13 protein-coding genes and 1 tRNA gene are annotated in these 17,501 nt (G+C 72.0%); 6 read left to right on the top strand and 8 right to left on the bottom strand.

The genetic code is table 11. The annotated features are described in order from the left end of the window. Positions 1–7: 7 nt before the first annotated feature. The 4 genes from ACZ6I1_RS05330 to ACZ6I1_RS05315 all read right to left on the bottom strand — a co-directional run bounded on the left by ACZ6I1_RS05330 (position 8) and on the right by ACZ6I1_RS05315 (position 3,659). Positions 8–985 carry a ribose-phosphate diphosphokinase gene (locus ACZ6I1_RS05330; protein WP_031138975.1) on the bottom strand — a complete coding sequence of 326 codons (978 nt, stop codon included), beginning with the start codon at positions 983–985 and terminating at the stop codon, positions 8–10. A gap of 134 nt (positions 986–1,119) precedes the next feature. Beyond that, a complete protein-coding gene (glmU, locus tag ACZ6I1_RS05325) occupies positions 1,120–2,565 on the bottom strand; it encodes a bifunctional UDP-N-acetylglucosamine diphosphorylase/glucosamine-1-phosphate N-acetyltransferase GlmU (protein WP_469283321.1) in 1,446 nt (481 codons plus the stop codon). A gap of 105 nt (positions 2,566–2,670) precedes the next feature. Continuing rightward, a tRNA-Gln gene (locus ACZ6I1_RS05320) sits at positions 2,671–2,750 on the bottom strand. Between the two features lie 15 nt (positions 2,751–2,765). Further along, positions 2,766–3,659 (bottom strand): hypothetical protein, encoded by an 894-nt coding sequence (locus ACZ6I1_RS05315; protein WP_469283320.1) that lies wholly within the window; start codon positions 3,657–3,659, stop codon positions 2,766–2,768. Positions 3,660–3,790: 131 nt separating this feature from the next. On the opposite strand from ACZ6I1_RS05315, the gene ACZ6I1_RS05310 reads away from it, so the two are divergent. After that, entirely contained in the window at positions 3,791–5,062 is a 1,272-nt protein-coding gene (locus tag ACZ6I1_RS05310) for a sensor histidine kinase (RefSeq protein ID WP_469283318.1), read from the top strand. Between the two features lie 3 nt (positions 5,063–5,065). Here ACZ6I1_RS05310 and ACZ6I1_RS05305 read toward each other — a convergent pair whose 3' ends face one another. Both ACZ6I1_RS05305 and ACZ6I1_RS05300 read right to left on the bottom strand, forming a co-directional pair. Beyond that, positions 5,066–5,575 (bottom strand): SUKH-3 domain-containing protein, encoded by a 510-nt coding sequence (locus ACZ6I1_RS05305; protein WP_469283315.1) that lies wholly within the window; start codon positions 5,573–5,575, stop codon positions 5,066–5,068. 2 nt (positions 5,576–5,577) lie between these two features. Then, on the bottom strand, positions 5,578–6,075 hold the full coding sequence (locus ACZ6I1_RS05300; protein WP_469283807.1) for a YwqJ-related putative deaminase: 498 nt from the start codon (positions 6,073–6,075) through the stop codon (positions 5,578–5,580). Positions 6,076–6,473: 398 nt separating this feature from the next. Here ACZ6I1_RS05300 and ACZ6I1_RS05295 point away from each other — a divergent pair, with 398 nt between their 5' ends. The 3 genes from ACZ6I1_RS05295 (at position 6,474) to ACZ6I1_RS05285 (ending at position 11,004) form a co-directional block, all read left to right on the top strand. Beyond that, positions 6,474–7,481 (top strand): SMI1/KNR4 family protein, encoded by a 1,008-nt coding sequence (locus tag ACZ6I1_RS05295; protein ID WP_469283313.1) that lies wholly within the window; start codon positions 6,474–6,476, stop codon positions 7,479–7,481. 7 nt (positions 7,482–7,488) lie between these two features. Next, on the top strand, positions 7,489–10,008 hold the full coding sequence (locus tag ACZ6I1_RS05290) for an SUKH-4 family immunity protein (RefSeq protein ID WP_469283311.1): 2,520 nt from the start codon (positions 7,489–7,491) through the stop codon (positions 10,006–10,008). A 123-nt stretch (positions 10,009–10,131) separates the two neighbouring features. Then, positions 10,132–11,004: a cellulose-binding protein gene (locus tag ACZ6I1_RS05285; protein ID WP_469283308.1), complete on the top strand. Its 873-nt coding sequence runs from the start codon at positions 10,132–10,134 to the stop codon at positions 11,002–11,004. 57 nt (positions 11,005–11,061) lie between these two features. On the opposite strand, the gene ACZ6I1_RS05280 is transcribed toward ACZ6I1_RS05285, so the two are convergent. Beyond that, positions 11,062–11,931 (bottom strand): hypothetical protein, encoded by an 870-nt coding sequence (locus ACZ6I1_RS05280; protein WP_469283307.1) that lies wholly within the window; start codon positions 11,929–11,931, stop codon positions 11,062–11,064. An 82-nt stretch (positions 11,932–12,013) separates the two neighbouring features. Continuing rightward, positions 12,014–13,570: an MFS transporter gene (locus tag ACZ6I1_RS05275; RefSeq protein ID WP_469283805.1), complete on the bottom strand. Its 1,557-nt coding sequence runs from the start codon at positions 13,568–13,570 to the stop codon at positions 12,014–12,016. Between the two features lie 472 nt (positions 13,571–14,042). Between ACZ6I1_RS05275 and ACZ6I1_RS05270 the strand changes: the two genes are divergently transcribed. Both ACZ6I1_RS05270 and ACZ6I1_RS05265 read left to right on the top strand, forming a co-directional pair. Continuing rightward, positions 14,043–14,819 carry an ABC transporter ATP-binding protein gene (locus ACZ6I1_RS05270; RefSeq protein ID WP_469283305.1) on the top strand — a complete coding sequence of 259 codons (777 nt, stop codon included), beginning with the start codon at positions 14,043–14,045 and terminating at the stop codon, positions 14,817–14,819. Continuing rightward, on the top strand, positions 14,816–17,398 hold the full coding sequence (locus ACZ6I1_RS05265) for an ABC transporter permease (protein WP_469283303.1): 2,583 nt from the start codon (positions 14,816–14,818) through the stop codon (positions 17,396–17,398). The genes ACZ6I1_RS05270 and ACZ6I1_RS05265 overlap by 4 nt, the downstream gene beginning before the upstream one ends. Positions 17,399–17,501: the final 103 nt, after the last annotated feature.

Below are 17,501 nucleotides of genomic sequence, written 5' to 3'. Positions count from 1 at the left end.
GTGACGCCTACTGCTGCTCTTCGAACAGGCTCGTGACCGAACCGTCCTCGAACACCTCACGCACGGCACGCGCGATCATCGGAGCGATCGACAGCACCGTGATCTTGTCCAGCTCCAGGTCCGACGGGTCCGGCAGCGTGTTCGTGAACACGAACTCACTGACCTTGGAATTCTTCAGACGATCGGCAGCAGGACCCGACAGGATGCCGTGCGTCGCCGTCACGATCACATCCTCCGCACCGTGCGCGAACAGCGCATCCGCCGCGGCACAGATCGTGCCACCCGTGTCGATCATGTCGTCCACCAGGACACACACACGACCCCGGACCTCACCGACCACCTCGTGAACGGTCACCTGGTTGGCGACGTCCTTGTCACGACGCTTGTGCACGATCGCCAGCGGCGCGTCCAGACGGTCACACCAGCGGTCCGCCACCCGCACACGGCCGGCGTCCGGCGACACGATCGTCAGCTTGGTGCGGTCCACCTTCGCACCCACGTAATCCGCCAGCACCGACAGCGCCGACAGGTGGTCCACCGGACCGTCGAAGAACCCCTGGATCTGGTCCGTGTGCAGGTCCACCGTCAGGATGCGGTCAGCACCCGCCGTCTTCAGCAGATCGGCGACCAGACGGGCCGAAATCGGCTCACGGCCCTTGTGCTTCTTGTCCTGACGGGCATACCCGTACGACGGCACGATCACCGTGATGGAACGGGCCGATGCGCGCTTCAGCGCATCGATCATGATCAACTGCTCCATGATCCACTTGTTGATCGGAGCCGTGTGGCTCTGGATCAAGAAGCAGTCCGCACCACGAGCGGACTCCTGGAAGCGGACGTAGATCTCACCGTTCGCGAAGTCGAAAGCCTTGGTCGGCACGAGGCCGACTCCCAGCTGGTGCGCGACCTCCTCGGCCAGCTCGGGGTGGGCGCGGCCGGAGAAGAGCATCAGCTTCTTCTCGCCGGTCGTCTTGATCCCGGTCACAGCACTGTCTCCTCAGACGTGTTGAAAGCTGCTCGCCCCCATGTGCGTCCGTCCCGCACACGGTGAGCCAGCCGAATTGCGTGCACCTATCACGGTACGCCGTCGCGGACCCACTCGTTTCCGCCCGGTTCACCTCAACGGCTGTCGGAGTCCACCTCAACCGCCGACTGAGCCGCCGTCGCGGCAGCACTCCCCGGACGCTTCCGGGCCACCCAACCCTCGATATTCCGCTGCTGGCCACGGGCCACGGCCAGCGCACCGGGCGGCACGTCCTTCGTGATCACAGACCCGGCAGCCGTGTAGGCACCGTCCCCGATCGTGACGGGTGCCACAAACATGTTGTCCGAGCCCGTCTTGCAGTGTGAGCCGACGGTGGTGTGGTGCTTGTGCTCACCGTCGTAGTTCACGAAGACGCTCGCAGCACCGATGTTCGTGTACTCGCCGATCGTCGCGTCGCCCACGTACGACAGGTGCGGCACCTTCGTGCCCTCACCGATCGTCGCGTTCTTCATCTCGACGTACGTGCCCGCCTTCGCCTTCGCGCCCAGGACCGTACCGGGACGCAGGTACGCGAACGGCCCCACCGACGCCCCGTCGCCGATCACCGCACCCTCGGCCACCGTGTTGTCCACCCGCGCCCCCTGACCCACCCGGGTGTCCTTCAGCCGGGTGTTCGGGCCGACCTCGGCCCCCTCGGCGATGTGGGTGGCGCCGAGCAGCTGCGTCCCCGGGTGCACCGTCGCGTCCTGCCCGAACGTGACCGTCACGTCCACGAACGTCCCGGCGGGGTCCACGACCGTCACACCCGCCAGCATGGCCTGCTCCAGCAGCCGCGCGTTCAGCAGGGCACGGGCCTCGGCGAGCTGGACCCGGTTGTTGATCCCGAGGATCTGCCGGTGGTCGGAGCCGACGGCCGCGCCGACCCGGTGACCCGCCTCGCGCAGGATCCCCAGCACGTCGGTGAGGTACTCCTCGCCCTGGCTGTTGTCCGTACGGACCTTGCCCAGCGCGTCGGCGAGCAGGGCGCCGTCGAAGGCGAAGACACCCGAGTTGATCTCGCGGATGGCACGCTGGGAGTCGGTCGCGTCCTTGTGCTCCACGATGGCCGTCACGGCGCCGCCGGCGTCCCGCACGATCCGCCCGTAGCCGGTGGAGTCCGGCACCTCGGCGGTGAGCACGGTGACGGCGTTGCCGTCGGCCTCGTGCGTCCGCGCGAGCTGCCGGAGCGTCTCCCCGGTCAGCAGCGGGGTGTCGCCGCAGACGACGATCACGGTGCCGTCGACGACCCCGCCGAGCTCTTCGAGGGCCATCCGGACGGCATGCCCGGTGCCGTTCTGCTCGTACTGGACGGCGGTGCGGACCCCGGCGTCGATGCCGGCGAGGTGCGCGGTGACCTGCTCCCGGGCGTGCCCGACGACCACGACGAGGTGGGCGGGGTCCAGCTCACGGGAGGCGGCGACGACGTGACCGACGAGCGAGCGCCCGCAGATCTCGTGCAGAACCTTGGGAGTGGCCGACTTCATGCGGGTGCCTTCACCCGCTGCGAGTACGACGACGGCTGCCGGGCGGTTGGCGCTCACGGGGATGCCCTTCGGCTTCGGGGGTGGACCCGTGAAGGATACCGGGGCGTTAAGGGCCCGAAACGAGGCCGGGTCCCGACCGTGGAGGTCAGGACCCGAACCTGCTGGCTCCCGGGGCAGGAGTCGAACCTGCGTCGTACCCAGATTCAAAGTCTGGTCGCCCCTGCCGACAGAGCAACCCGGGAATGGCCGCCGCCAGCCTACGCGTTTCTGTCGCGCGCCTCCACTGCCATGCTCGACCACCACCCTTCGATGCGGCAGTAGAGCTCGGCGCTGTCCAGCACGCCGACGACCAGGCAACCCCTGTAGTTCTCGCCCACGTTCTTGCGGACTGTCTTCGGATTGTGCTTCTTGAGGGTCGTCCGTTGCAGGTGGGCGTGATCCACTTGTACCTGGTCAGCCCAGTAGCGCTCGGCGCCCACGACATCGGCCGACTCGTGGATCATCACGCGATACCGGATGCGCTCCGGCTCGATTCCAAGGAGGTCGAGCCAGGCCAAGAAGACCTGGACCATGCCGGGGTCGCTGTTGACGAAGATCACTCGCTCGCGACGGGCGTATGGCTTGCTCTTCTGACCCTCCGCCCAATAGAGGCCGATGCCGACGAGGAACAGTTCGCGTTCGGTGAGGGTGCCGATTTCCGCCTCGGCGGCTGTCCTGGTTGCCTGGCGGGTGTCGGCCTGGGACTGCCGCAGCCGCTTCAGGCCAGCGTTCATGAGGGCCCTGTGTTCCTCCTCCGTGTAGCGGGGTTCCGGCTTCGGGAGATCACGGACCCAGAGGGAGATCGAGCTCTTCGAGCAGCCCAGCTCGACCTGGATTTCGTCGTAGGTCATGCCTTGGAGGCGGAGCTCGCGGGCCTTCGCGCGGAGGTCGTCCTTGGCGTTCGGGCGCTTCGTCCACTCGGGTGGGGGCTCACCCTTCACCAGCGCGTTGAGGATGTTGTTGTTGTGGACCCCTAGGCGGTCGCGGATCTGGCGCAGGCTGAGGCCCTCGCGGCGCAGGGCCACCGCCTGCTCGCGGAGGGATTCGAAGGTCGCGGTTCCGCTGCGGAGGCCGCCGGTGCCGTCGCCGGGGCGACGTCGGATGTCGGTCATGACGCCAATGTCGTCCGGAATGCGGGATTCAGGTCTCGGTCAGCGGACGTTTCCGTCGTACGTGCGATTACTGGCGGTTCTCGGGATTTTCGTTCGACCGTGTGCTGGGGGCGCTGCGTACGCTGGTCGCCATGACCAGTACGGGGGATGTGGAAGGCCGCGCTGGGCCGCCGTTGTGGTGGGTGCGGCGGCGGGATGCCGTGGTGGACGTGGGGCTCGGCGGGGTGTCCGTCGTGGAGTGCGCGTCGGAGGGGGTGGCCTTCGCCGGTGAGGCGGGGGTGCCGACGGCGGTCGGGGTGCTGTTCGGGTTCCTGGTGGGCGCGACGCTGCTGCTGCGGCGGCGGTGGCCGGTCGCCGTGGTGCTGGTGGGGATCGCCGTGGCGCCTGCCGCGATGGGGTTCCTGCTCGGGGTGGTGGGCCTGTACACGCTGGCCTCCTCCGAGGTGCCCCGGCGGATCATCGCCACGCTGGCTTCGATGACGCTGGCCGCGACGTTCGTGGTGATGTATTTGCGGACTCGGACCGATGTCGAGGCCGATCCGCTGCTCGTGGTCGCGCTGTCCGGGTTCGTGGCGGTGGCGCTGACCGTGCCGCCGCTGCTGTTCGGGCTGTACATCGGGGCTCGGCGGCGGTTGATGGAGAGCCTGCGGGAGCGGGCGGATTCGCTGGAGCGGGAGCTGTCGCTTCTGGCGGACCGGGCCGAGGAGCGGGCCGAGTGGGCGCGTAAGGAGGAGCGCACCCGGATCGCGCGCGAGATGCACGACGTGGTGGCGCACCGGGTGTCGCTGATGGTGGTGCACGCGGCTGCGCTGGAGGCGATAGCGGCGAAGGATCCGGCGCGTGCCGCGAGGAACGCGGCGTTGGTGGGGGACATGGGGCGGCAGGCGCTGACCGAGCTGCGGGAGATGCTGGGCGTGCTGCGGGCGGCCGAGAAGCCGGTGCGGCAGCCGCAGGTGCAGGCGCAGGCGCAGGCGCGGCCGGTGTCCGTGGCGTTGGTGGGGAGTTTCGACGAGGGGCCCTCGCTCGATGAGCTGGAGGTGCTGGTCGGGCAGTCGAGGGCGGCTGGGATGGCCGTCGAGATGGTGGTGCACGGGGAGTGGGTGGCGTACGCGGCGGAGGTGGAGCAGACGGCGTACCGGGTGGTGCAGGAGGCGCTCACCAATTGCCACAAGCATGCTCCCGGGGCGCGGGTGACCGTGCGCCTCGCGCACCGGGAGGGGGAGGTGGCGATGCAGGTGGAGAACGGGCCGTGTGACGGGAAGGCCGCGGAGCCCGGTTTGCCGAGCGGGGGCAACGGGCTGGTGGGGATGCGGGAGCGCGTTGTGGGGTTGGGTGGGGTGTTCGTGTCGGGGCCGACCGACGAGGGCGGGTTCAAGGTGTCGGCGGTGCTTCCCGCGGGCTAGGGGTCAGCCGGTGGTGAGGCGGGTCGGCTGGAGGCCGGTGAGGAGCAGGGTCAGGGCTTCGTCGATGCCCGCGCCGAGGTACCAGTCGCCGGTGTGGTCGATCCCGTAGACGCGGCCTTCGCGGTCGAGGGCGAGGTGGGAGCCTGCGTCGGCCTCGACGCCGAGGGGGCAGAGCTGTGTGGAGAGGGCGCGGCCCAGGTCGGCGAAGGTGCGGGCCAGGTGCAGGCCGGTGAGCGGGTCGAGGCGGACCGTGACGGGCGCTATCTGGCGGCCGGGGCCGGGGGCGGCGATGGTGAGGCCGCCGAATTCGGCCCAGGCCTCGACGGCGGCGGGGAAGACGGTGTGCTGGTGGCCGGCGGGGGTGGTGTGGTCGCGGAGTGCGTCGGCCCAGTACTCGGCCTGCTTGATGTCCCAGCGGCCGGGTTCCCAGCCGGCGGTGCGCAGGGCGGAGTCGACGGGGACCGGGAAGCGGGTCGCGGAGGAGCGGTCGTAGGAGGCTGAGGCGGTGGTCATGGCTACTCGGAGGGGGTGAGGTCGACGGGGCGGACGCCGAAGTGGGTGAGGAGTGCGTCGCAGGACCGGCAGGGGGGTGCGTAGGTGCCGTGGAGGGGGTCGCCGTCTTCGCGGATGCGGCGGGCGGTGATCTTCGCGTGTTTGAGGGAGCGGCGGGCTTCGCTGGGGGAGAGGGGTTTGCGTGAGGCGCGTCGGGAGCGGGCGCTTTCGACGGCGGTGAGGTGGCGGGAGAGCAGGATGGCTTCGGGGCAGCGGCCGGTGAATCGTTCGCGCTGGCCGCTGGTGAGGGTGTCGAGGAAGTCCTGTACGAGGGGGTGGAGTACGGGTGGCTGGTCGGCCTTTCCGGCGGTGCCGGTGAGGGTTTCGCCGCGTACGGAGAGGGCGGCGGCGACGGTGGGGAGGATGCCGTCGCGGCGGAAGCGCAGGACGGGCACGGTGGGGCGGCCGTCGGTGCTGCTCCAGCGCAGGCGTGGGTCGCCGGCGGGGATGCCGGTGGGGATGCCGGCGGGGCCGCCCGTTTCGGGGGCGGTTCCTGACGGTCCGGCGGCTTGCGGGCCTGCGGGGTTTCCCGGGGTGGCCGGGGTGCCCGCGATGGCCGTGATACCTGCGGTAGCTGCGGATTCCGGGGTGGAGCCGCCCGGATTCGTGCGTGTTGCCGTGTTGTGCATGGTCGCGCTTTCCCTCCCGTGGCGGCGGTGGTGGCCGCTGTCGCGCACGCCCCCGTGCTGCGGGGACAGCCTGCCAAATGTCACCTGTCATGCGGAAGCGGGGTCGAATATTCGTATCAATTCGGATGTTCCCGGCCGTCGGCCGGGCGTGGGGGTCGCGTGCGGGTGAGCCCCTTGCCCCAGCGCATAGGCTGTGGTGAACCAGCCAGATCCAGCAGGGGGCTACCGCCATGACGACAGGTCGGCTCGGGCAGCAGGCCGCGCCACCCAACGCCGCTTATTCGGGGCAGGTCGTGCATTTCCCGGACCCGGTCCGGGCCGCTCGGCATCCCCACGGAGTGCGGATGGACGGCAACGGGCATCCGGACTTCTCCGCGTACGCGCGTGCTGCGGTGGAGATCGCAGAGCCGCCGGAGGGGTTCGGCGTGGACGAGCTGCGGCTGACGGACTACGTCTCCGCGAACGCGGCCATGCGGGCGGCGGGGCACGAGCTGTGGGACACGGTCGGTCCGGTGGCGACCCCGCACGGCTGGACTTGGCACCACGTCGCGGGTTCGCGGCGCATGGAGCTGGTTCCGGTCGAGGTGAAGACGCTGCTGCGGCACCACGCGGGGCTGGCGACGGCGCCCGTGGACCACGGGAAGCGCGGCACGCGGCCGTTGCAGGAGGTGCGTCCGGTGCACATGGGGCTGCCGAAGTCCGTGGTGTCGGTGTCCGAGGAGCAGGTGCAGGGGGTCGAGGAGGACCTGGGCTACCGGCTGCCGGAGGCGTACCGCTCGTTCCTGAAGGCCGCGGGCGGTTGCGCGCCGGTGGGTGCCGGGCTGGACGTGGACCTGGGCCTGCTGGTGGACCAGCCGTTCTTCACGGTGCGTGAGGAGGCGGCGGTCAACGACCTCGTCTACGTCAACAAGTGTCTGCGGGACCACCTGACGAAGGACTACTTGTGCGTGGCCTTCGTGCAGGGCGGGCTGCTCGCGCTGAAGGTGAAGGGGGAGGGCATCGGTTCGGTGTGGTTCTCCCCGTACGACGATGCGCGCGACCGTGACGGCTGGTCCGTGCAGGAGCGCGTGGAGCGGCTGTTGTTGCCGTGCGGCGGTGATTTCGACGCCTTTCTGGAGCGGTTGGCGGGCAACCCGCCGGAACTGGAGACGGTGGCCGGTCTGATGGTGGACGGCGGATTCGCACGCTCGGTTCCCGTGGCGGGGCCGGGTCCCCGTGCCGGTTCGGATGAGGGGTGATGGCGCGGTGGTGACGTTCGCGCAGGCGCAGGAGCGCGCCGAGGAATGGATCAACGGCGACGTGCCCGCGTACCAGCACCGGGAGGTGCGGGTGCGGGAGTTCGGGCTGGGGTTCGTGGTGTGGGCCGAGGACCGTGCGGCCGGTCCCGTGTCCGGTGGTGGCCGGCAGCGGCTGGTCATCGCGCGGGACAGCGGGGAGGTGACGCTGTGGCCGGGGCTGCCGGTGGGTGAGGTGATCCGCCGGTACGAGGAGGAGTACGGGGCGGCGGCTGCCGCTCCGGCTTCGGAGGCTTCGGTTCCGCCGCCGCGGATCGACTCCGAGCAGACGTCGTTCATGCTGAGCCCGCCGGAGTGGCTGCAGGAGGCGGCGGACCGTGCGGGGATTCCGCCGGCTGCCCCGGCTGCGGCTGCGGCTGCTCCGGCTCCGGCTGCGTCTCCGGCTCCGGTGGAGGCTCCGGCATCCGTGGCGGCGGTCGAGGCCGAGCCCGCTCCGGCGGCTGCTGCGGCTGCGGCTGCGGCGCCCGTGGACGCGGTGCCGCTGCGGCGCGGGGGCGAGATCCCGTACGAGCCGACCGCCAACGACGGGGTTCCGGCCGGGTCCACGCCGTGGGCCGGGACCGATGTGAACCCCGGTGCGGACGACGCGTCCGTGCCGCTGCCCGCGACCGTGTTCGCGCCGCCGCTGTCCGGTTCGGACCTGGAGGAGGCGCCGCCGTCGGCGGTGGCTCCGGAGGCGAAGACCACGCTGATGCCGGGCGGCAGCCGGCTGCCGCGGACCGCGGTCGTACCGGCGCTGGAGACGCCCGAGGCGAGCTCCATCGCCGATGCGCCGACGAGCAAGGCGCAGGTCTCCCGGCCGGCCGAGCCGGCGCCCGGTGCGGGCCGGCCCTCGACTCCGCCCGGTCCGCCGACGCCTCCCGGTCCGCCGGGGGCTCCGGGGTCGCTGGGTCGTGGGCTGGATCACGCGGCGACGATGCTGGCGGGTCCCGCGGTGACGGGTCAGCCGCCGGCGCCTCCCGGTCCGCCCGGGGCTCCGGGTGCCGGCGTACCCCAGCCGCCCGGTCCGCCTGGTCCTCCCGGTCCGCCCGGGGCTCCGGGGTCGCTGGGTCGTGGGCTGGATCACGCGGCGACGATGCTGGCAGGTCCTGCGGTGACGGGTCAGCCGCCGGCGCCTCCCGGTCCGCCCGGGGCGCCCGGGGCCGGCGTACCTCAGCCGCCCGGTCCGCCCGGTCCGCCTGGTCCTCCCGGTCCGCCGGGTGCTCCCGGATCGCTGGGTCGTGGGCTGGATCACGCGGCGACGATGCTGGCGGGTCCCGCGGTGACGGGTCAGCCGCCCGCGCCCCCCGGCCCGCCGGGGGCGCCCGGTGCCGGCGCGCCGCAGCCTCCCGGTCCGCCCGGCGTGCCCGGTGGCGGGCTGGATCATGCCGCCACGATGCTGGCCGGTCCCGCCGTGACGGGTCAGCCGCTCGCGCCCCCCGGCCCGCCGCCGGGTGCACCGGGTGCACCGGTCGGGCCGGGTGCGCCCGTGCCGCAGCCGGCGCCCACCGGGGCGCCCACGGTCGGTCCGGGCTACCAGGCCGTGCTCCGCTACCGCGCCCCCGACGGCTCCGAGCAGCAGATCATCCGCCGTTCGGCGCCCGGTACCCCGCACCCCGAGTGGCAGATCCTGTACGAGCTGCGGGCGATGAACGTGCCGCCGCAGCAGGTGCTGGAGCTGCACACGGAGCTGGAGTCCTGTGAGCTGCCCGGTGGTTACTGCGCCCGGATGATCCGGGAGACGTGGCCGCAGGTGCGGATCACGAGCGTGGCTCCGTACGGCAAGGACCATGCGGGCCGTCAGCAGGGCATGCGGCACCTGCTCACCCATCAGGGCGAGCTGCACCAAGTGGCGGACGGGCCGGCGCGCCCCGCGCCGGTGCGGGCGCCGCTGCCGCAGGTCCCGTTGCAGCCGGCGATCCCGCTGGATGCGATCCGGAGCGAGCTGGCGGGCGCGTTCGGCCCGCAGGGGGTGTTCCGCTTCGATCAGCGGGCCGTGTCCCGTCAGGGTGTGCCGGAGATCGTGGCGCAGACGCTGATGTGGGCGGGGCTGCCCGTCGACTTCGGGCCGTTCTTCTGGGCGCAGGCGGTGCCGGGCCAGCCGGTGCCGACGCTGGCCGAGATGGCGGCGCAGCGGCAGGTGCAGCCGGCGTCGGACGCGGGTTCGTACCTCGTCATCGGTAGTGACTTCGGCAAGGCGCTGTGCGTGCAGTACGGCACGGCGAACATCGTGGCGGTGCCGGTGGAGGGCGGTCCGGGCGGTGCTCCGGTGCCTCCGCAGTTCGTGAATTCGAGCTTGCCGCAGTTCGTACGGTCCCTGGCGATGCTGGGTCACATGTGGCGGCTGCGGCAGCATCTGACGCCGGAGCAGGCGGGGCGCTGGACCGTCGATTTCCAGGCGAATCTGGCCGGGCTCGACAGTGCGGCGCTGGCTTCGCCGGAGAGCTGGTGGTCGGTGCTGCTGGAGCAGATGTGGGACGGACTGCTCTGATCGGATGATCGGTTGAATGGCCGGGCCGAGACCCTCGAACGGGGTCTCGGCCCGGCCATTCCGGCTTCTGGGAGCAAATGACGCATCCTTGACAGGAATCCCCGCGAGAGAGGCGCTTCCAGGATGAGTGCACCCATTGCGACTGTGCGCGGCCGTGGCTATCGGACGGATCAGGTCGACCGGTACCTCGCCCGGCTGTCCGGCAGCCGTGACGAGGCCTGGGAGCGGGTGGCGCGGCTGACCGTCCTGGCGAAGCAGATGGAGGGGGAGGCGGGGCGGCTGCGCGAGGCGGTGGCCGCGCTGGCTCCGCAGACGTACGAGGACCTGAGCGAGCGTGCCCGCCGGATCCTGCTGCTGGCGCAGGAGGAGGCGGAGGCCCTGCGGGGCGAGGCGCGGGTGGACGCTGCGGAGGCGCTGGGCGCGGCGGAGGCGTATGCGCAGCGGGTGGCGGAGCTGGCGCGCCAGGACGCGGAGGCGGTGCGCGAGCAGACCGAGGTGCGGGCGCGGCAGGGGCTGTTGCGGGCGCAGCGGGAGGCGGACGACGCGCGGGCGGAGGCGCGGGAGGAGGCGCAGGCGTGGCGGGCGGAGGCCCAGGAGGGGCTGGCGCAGACGCGGCGCAGGGCGGAGGCGCTGCTCGCGGAGCGGGAGCACGAGCAGCGGGAGCGGTGGGAGGCGGCGGAGCGGGAACTGGGGGCGCGGGAGGCGGAGATGGAGGCGCGCCACGCGGAGCTGGAACGGTACGCGGAGGCCCGTCTGGCGGAGGCGCGCCGGGGGTTCGCGGAGGCGGAGGAGGCGGGGCGGCACGGTCAGGAGGACGCGGAGGCGCTGGCCGCCGAGCTGATCGCGGAGGCGCGGGTGGCGGAGGAGCGGGTGGGCCGGGAAACGGAGCGGATCCTGCGGGAGCACGCGGAGGCGCAGGAGGAGATGCGGGCCCATATGGACCACGTCCGCACCAGTCTGGCCGCCCTCACGGGGCGCGCTCCCGCGGAGGGCTGACCCGGGCGCGCGGACGGGGGCTGCGCTGCGGCCGGGGCGGCCGCGGCGCGGCCCCGGTCAGCCTTCGTAGCGGTAGGGGTCGCTGCGCAGGCCGCGGGCGGTGACGACCACCGTGAAGGGGGGTGTGGCCGAGGCGGGGAGCGGGGCGGTCAGGGCGCCGCTCAGCGGGTCGGGTTCGGCGGGGACGGGGGAGCCGTTGACGGTGAGTTCGGGAGCGGCGGAGGGCGCGGTGGCGGAGCCGGGGGCGGCGGAGCCGGGCGTGGTGGGGCCGGGCGGGGTGAGGCCGCCGCCCCGCACCGTGAGGCGGCCCTCGCAGACGCTGACGTCGGTGATGACCGGGGTGGGGCGGACGGCCATTTTGTTCACCAGGTACGCCCCCGCCGGGGCGCCGGTCAGGGCCCAGATCTCGGAGGGCAGGGGCGGGAGTCCGGCGCCGGTGTCGGAGAGGAAGAACAGGACGACGTAGAGCATCGTGACCGTGCTGAGGGCGACGTACTGGAGGTCGACCAGGTCGGTGCGCCCGCCGTCGTTCGCGATGAGCTCCCGCAGCGGCCGCCGTCCCGACGCGGTGGGCTTGGCGGCCGGCTTGGCCATGCTGCCCTTCTCGACGCGCATGCCGACCACCGTCTTCGCGGCGATCATGGCCACGTACGGGCCGCCGAGCAGCGGCAGGTAGACGGTCGTCAGCGAGGACAGCGGGCCGGGGGAGCCCTGGAAGTAGGCGGCTCCGCCGCCCGCGGTGAGCCCGTAGCCGAGGGTGGCGAGCAGTAGCCAGACCAGGATCACCGTCCAGGCGAGGGCCATGGCCGTGGAGGTGGAGAGCCGGCCGTCGCGGCCGGTGATGAAGGCGGGGTTGCGGTACAGCCGCCGGGCGATCGGGCCGGCCAGTGCGGCCAGCAGGAGCAGTGCGAGCAATGCGGAAGCCATGCGTCGTCCCCCCGGAAACGGTCTTGGCTCCGACTTAACCCGTTGATGGGAGGCATGACAAGTCGCCGTGGGGCGGGGGCCGTTACTCCTCGAGGTGCTCCGGCAGCACCGGGAACCTGCGCGGCGCCACCAGCAGCAGCACCAGCAGGGAGGCCACGGCCGCGCCGGTCGCGCCGAGGAAGATGTGGTCGACGGCGGCGGCCACGGCCTCGCGCAGGTAGTCGGCGGCTGCCGGGGCGAGCAGTCCCGGCTGGTCCAGGGCCTTCGTCACGTCGTCCAGGGCGTCCGGCAGTCCGGGCACGGGGGCGTCCACCAGGCGGGCGGCGATGGTGGCGTTGGCGACGGCCGCCAGCAGGGCCGCGCCGATGCTCTGGCCGACCTGGCGGGAGAACAGCACGGAGGCGGTCGCCGTTCCGCGTTCCGCCCAGCCGACGGTGGACTGGACCCCGACGATCAGCGGGAGCTGGAAGAGGCCGAGGGCGCCGCCCAGCAGCAGCATGATCAGCGCGGGCTGCCAGGGGCGGGCGGGATGGGGGAGCAGGGTGAAGGAGTACAGGATCACCGCGGCGAGCCCGATGCCGACGGCCGCGGTGTTGCGGAAGCCGATCCGCCGGTAGACGTGCTGGCTGACGGCGGCGGTGATGGGCCAGCTCAGGGTCATCACGGACATCACCAGGCCCGCGCCGACGGGCCCGAGGCCGAGCACGGACTGGGCGTACGTCGGCATGAACACCATCGGGGCGACCATCAGCAGGCCGAGCGCCCCCATGGCGAGGTTGACGGCGGCGATGGTGCGCCGGCGCCACACCCAGCCCGGCAGGATCGGTTCCTCGGCCCGGCGTTCCACCCGTACCACCACCGCGGCCAGCAGCGCGCTCGCACCGAGCAGCCCCAGCGAGGGCGCGGACAGCCAGGGCCAGGCGACCCCGCCCTGGACGAGCGCGAAGAGCAGCAGCCCGCCGCAGGCGAAGATCGACAGGGCCCCCGCCCAGTCGACCGGGCCGCGGCGCCCGGGGGACCGCACGGGCTCCTTCAGGTGACGGGTGGTCATCCACAGGGCGAAGGCGCCCAGCGGCAGGTTGATCAGGAAGATCCAGCGCCAGTGGGCGTACGAGGCGAGCAGGCCGCCGAGCGCCGGGCCGGCCACCGCCGACAGGGCCCATATGGTGGACATCCGCGCCTGGATCTTCGGCCGGTCCTTGAGCGGGTAGAGATCGGCGGCCAGCGTCTGGACCGTGCCCTGGAGGGCGCCGCCGCCCAGGCCCTGGACGATCCGGAAGGCGATGAGGGCGGCCATGTTCCAGGCGAGCGCGCACAGCAGCGAGCCGACGAGGAACAGGCCGATGCCGAAGAGCAGTACGGGCTTGCGGCCGAAGGTGTCGGACAGCTTGCCGTAGACGGGCAGGGTGACGGTGACGGCGAGCAGGTAGCCGGAGAAGAGCCAGGAGAAGACGGAGAACCCGCCGAGGTCGCCCACGATCTGGGGGACGGCGGTGGCGACGATGGTGCTGTCGATGGCGACGAGCGACATGCCGAGCATCAGCGCCGCGACCACGGCGGCGGGCGGCCGACCCTGCGCGGGCGCGGGCCTGGTCCCGGATCCGGCGCCCGTGCCGCCCGTGCCTTGGGCACTGTCCATGCCGCGCGCACCGCCCGGGCCGCGCGCACCGCCCGTACCGCCCGTGCCTCCCGTACCGGCCGTGCCGGACGCGGCGGCGGCGCCCCCGGGTGTGCCGTCCGGTCTTCCGTCCGCGCTCTCCGCTGCCGCCACCGAGATTCCTTCCCCCTGCACGTACTCGCGGGGAACACCTTCTCACCGCGGCCGTATCCGGCGGTATCCCCCACGGCAGCTCCGCCGAACGGTGGAGGACCCCTAGGGGAGGCTCCGCACAACGGTCCAGGGACCGCTCGTCCCGGCGGAGGAGGTGGAAGGATCCGGCGCCTCCTTAACTGGTTCACATGGGTCGGAGCCCCCGGGGGGTGGGGTTAACCCCCGGGTGGATACGGCGATGGGCACCAGCGCGCCGCGGCCCGGTCCGCAACAGACTGTGGGCGCGGCGACGCACGGACACAGCGGCACATCGAGAAGGAGAAAGACCGTGACAACGGCTATGACCGAAACCAGGCACGGGGGTACTGGAGGGCATGCTGCCGTCGCGGCCCGGGCGCGGAAGGTCGTCAAGGCCTACGGCTCCGGGGAGACGCGGGTCGTCGCCCTCGACGACGTGGACGTGGACATCCACCGCGGCCAGTTCACCGCGATCATGGGCCCCTCGGGCTCCGGCAAGTCCACGCTGATGCACTGCCTCGCCGGCCTGGACACGGTGACCAGCGGGCAGATCCACCTCGACGACACCGAGATCACCGGGCTGAAGGACAAGAAGCTCACGCAGCTGCGCCGGGACAAGATCGGTTTCATCTTCCAGGCCTTCAACCTGCTGCCGACGCTCAACGCCCTGGAGAACATCACGCTCCCCATGGACATCGCGGGCCGCAAGCCCGACGCGCAGTGGCTGAACCGGGTCGTGGAGACCGTCGGTCTCGCCGGCCGCCTCAAGCACCGCCCCACCCAGCTCTCCGGCGGCCAGCAGCAGCGCGTGGCCGTCGCCCGCGCCCTCGCCGCCCGCCCGCAGATCATCTTCGGGGACGAGCCCACCGGAAACCTGGACTCCCGGGCCGGCGCCGAGGTCCTCGGCTTCCTGCGCCGCTCCGTGGACGAGCTCGGCCAGACCATCGTGATGGTCACCCACGACCCGGTCGCCGCCTCCTACGCGGACCGCGTCATCTTCCTCGCCGACGGCCGGATCGTCGACGAGATGTACGGGCCCACCGCCGAGCAGGTCCTCGACCGCATGAAGGACTTCGACGCACGCGGGCGGACGTCATGAGCAATACCGTCCTGAAGACCTCGCGGCGCAACTTCGTCGCGCACAAGGGCCGGATGGCGCTGTCCGCCGTCGCGGTCATGCTCTCCGTCGCCTTCGTCTGCGGCACGCTGGTGTTCACCGACACCATGAACACCACCTTCGAGAAGCTGTTCGCCATCACCACGTCCGACGTGACCGTGAGCCCGAAGGCCGCGAAGGACGGCGAGGAGATCTCGGAGCGCGGCAAGCCCGAGATGCTGGACGGCAGCGCCGTGCAGCAGGTCGCCAAGGCCGAGGGCGTGGCGAAGGCCGAGGGCGCGGTCATGTCGATGTCCGTCACGGTCGTCAACGCCGAGAACGAGAACATGGGCTCGTCCAGCGGCGCCCCGACCATCGCGGGCAACTGGAACGACAACGAGCTCAAGTCCATGAAGATCACCTCGGGTCACGCCCCGCGCGGCCCCACCGAGGTGATGGTCGACGCCGACACCGCGGACAAGCACCACCTCAAGCTCGGTGACGAACTGCGCACCATCGCCGTCACCGGCGACCTCCGCGCCAAGATCAGCGGTATCGCCGCCTTCACCGTGACCAACCCGGGCGCGGCGATGGTCTACTTCGACACCCCCACGGCCCAGCGGCACCTGCTCGGCGCCCAGGGCGTGTTCACGCACGTCAACGTCACCGCCGTGGACGGGGTGAGCGACGCGCAGCTCAAGGCGAACATCGCCGCGGCCGTCGGCGCGGACACCTACAAGCTCCAGACCTCCAAGGAGGCCTCGGACGCCAACCGCAAGGACGTCGGTTCCTTCCTCGACGTCATGAAGTACGTGATGCTCGGTTTCGCCGGGGTCGCCTTCCTCGTCGGCATCTTCCTGATCTTCAACACCTTCTCCATGCTGGTCGCCCAGCGGACCCGCGAGATCGGCCTGATGCGCGCCATCGGCGCCGACAGCGGGCAGGTGCTGAAGTCCGTGGTCGTCGAGGCCTTCCTGCTGGGTGTCGTCGGTTCGCTGCTGGGTGTCGGGGCGGGCATCGGGCTGGCCATCGGACTCATGGAACTCATGGGCCAGATGGGCATGCACCTGTCCACCGACGACCTCACGGTCGCCTGGACCACCCCGGTCGTCGGCGTGTTCCTCGGCGTGGTGGTCACTGTCATCGCCGCCTTCGTCCCGGCCCGCCGGGCGGGCAAGGTCTCCCCGATGGCCGCGCTGCGCGAGTCGGGCACTCCCGGCGACAAGAGGGCCGGCGCCGTCCGTGCCGTCCTCGGCCTGGTCCTCACCGGCCTGGGCGGCGCGGGCCTCTCCCTGGCCTCCGCGGCCGACGAGGCCGGACCCGGCTCGCTCTGGCTGGGCCTGGGCGTCGTCCTCACCCTCATCGGGTTCATCGTGATCGGCCCGCTGCTCGCCGCGGGCGTGGTGCGGGTGCTCTCCGGTGTGGTGCTGCGGCCCTTCGGCTCCGTGGGCCGGCTCGCCGAGCGCAACGCGCTGCGCAACCCGCGCCGCACCGGGGCCACCGCCGCCGCGCTGATGATCGGCCTGGCGCTGGTCGCCTGCCTGTCCGTGGTCGGCTCCTCGATGGTGGCCTCCGCCACCGACGAGCTCGACAAGTCGGTCGGCGCCGACTACATCGTCAACTCCGAGACGGGCCAGCCCGTCATGCCGCAGGCCGAGCAGGCGCTGCGCGCCACCGCCGGACTCGACCACGTCACCGCCTACCGGGAGGTGGAGGCCAAGGTCACCGCGCCCGGCGGCGCCACCGAAACGGTGGGCCTGGGTGCCACCGACCCCACCTACGCCAAGGACATCCGGCGCAAGATGGTCGCCGGTGAGCACGCGGCGGCGTACGGGAAGGACTCCATGTCGGTGGGCTCCGAGTACGCGACCCGGCACGGCATCACGCTCGGGGACGAGCTGACGGTGGCCTTCACCGGCGGCAACACCGTCCGGCTGAAGGTCGCGGCGATCACCAGCGACGAGGGCAACCTCGACAAGTCCATGAAGTACGTCAGCACCGCGCTCGCCGAGGCGAACGTCCCGGCCGACCGGATGCCGCGCCCCTTCATGCTGCTGGCCAGTGCGAAGGACGGGCAGCAGGACACCGCGTACACGGCGGTCAAGGCGGCGCTGGCGGAGTACCCGCAGTACAAGGTGCGCAACCAGACCGACTACAAGCAGTCCCTGAAGGACCAGGTCGGCCAGCTCCTGAACATGGTCTACGGGCTGCTCGCCCTCGCCATCATCGTCGCGGTCCTGGGCGTCGTGAACACCCTGGCCCTGTCGGTGGTCGAGCGGACCCGCGAGATCGGCCTGATGCGCGCCATCGGCCTCTCCCGCCGCCAGCTGCGCCGCATGATCCGCCTGGAGTCGGTGGTCATCGCCCTCTTCGGCGCCCTGCTGGGCCTGGGGCTGGGCATGGGCTGGGGCGCCACCGCGCAGCAGCTCCTCGCCCTGGAGGGGCTGAAGGTGCTGGAGATCCCGTGGCCGACGATCCTCGGGGTGTTCGCCGCCTCGGCGCTCGTGGGCCTGTTCGCCGCGCTGGTCCCGGCCTTCCGGGCGGGGCGGATGAACGTCCTGAACGCGATCGCGAGCGAGTAGCGGGACCGCGGTCGTACGGGGGTACGCCGGTCCGGGACCTCAGGGTTCCGGACCGGCGTCGTTTCCGGCCCCGGCGCGGGGTCCAGTCGTGCAGGAGGGCAGG

It is taken from the genome of Streptomyces sp. NPDC046303 (assembly GCF_055588085.1).
Note: the sequence above shows the minus strand (reverse complement) of the source record. Positions and strands in the feature narration are given on the sequence as shown.

Bases quoted from the DNA above. Each gene is read 5' to 3' on its own strand.
- ACZ6I1_RS05315 (WP_469283320.1), bottom strand. From the start codon at position 3,659: ATGACCGACATCCGACGTCGCCCCGGCGACGGCACCGGCGGCCTCCGC.
- ACZ6I1_RS05310 (WP_469283318.1), top strand. From the start codon at position 3,791: ATGACCAGTACGGGGGATGTGGAAGGCCGCGCTGGGCCGCCGTTGTGG.
- ACZ6I1_RS05305 (WP_469283315.1), bottom strand. From the start codon at position 5,575: ATGACCACCGCCTCAGCCTCCTACGACCGCTCCTCCGCGACCCGCTTC.
- ACZ6I1_RS05295 (WP_469283313.1), top strand. From the start codon at position 6,474: ATGACGACAGGTCGGCTCGGGCAGCAGGCCGCGCCACCCAACGCCGCT.
- ACZ6I1_RS05285 (WP_469283308.1), top strand. From the start codon at position 10,132: ATGAGTGCACCCATTGCGACTGTGCGCGGCCGTGGCTATCGGACGGAT.
- ACZ6I1_RS05280 (WP_469283307.1), bottom strand. From the start codon at position 11,931: ATGGCTTCCGCATTGCTCGCACTGCTCCTGCTGGCCGCACTGGCCGGC.
- ACZ6I1_RS05275 (WP_469283805.1), bottom strand. From the start codon at position 13,570: ATGGACAGTGCCCAAGGCACGGGCGGCACGGGCGCCGGATCCGGGACC.
- ACZ6I1_RS05270 (WP_469283305.1), top strand. From the start codon at position 14,043: ATGACCGAAACCAGGCACGGGGGTACTGGAGGGCATGCTGCCGTCGCG.
- ACZ6I1_RS05265 (WP_469283303.1), top strand. From the start codon at position 14,816: ATGAGCAATACCGTCCTGAAGACCTCGCGGCGCAACTTCGTCGCGCAC.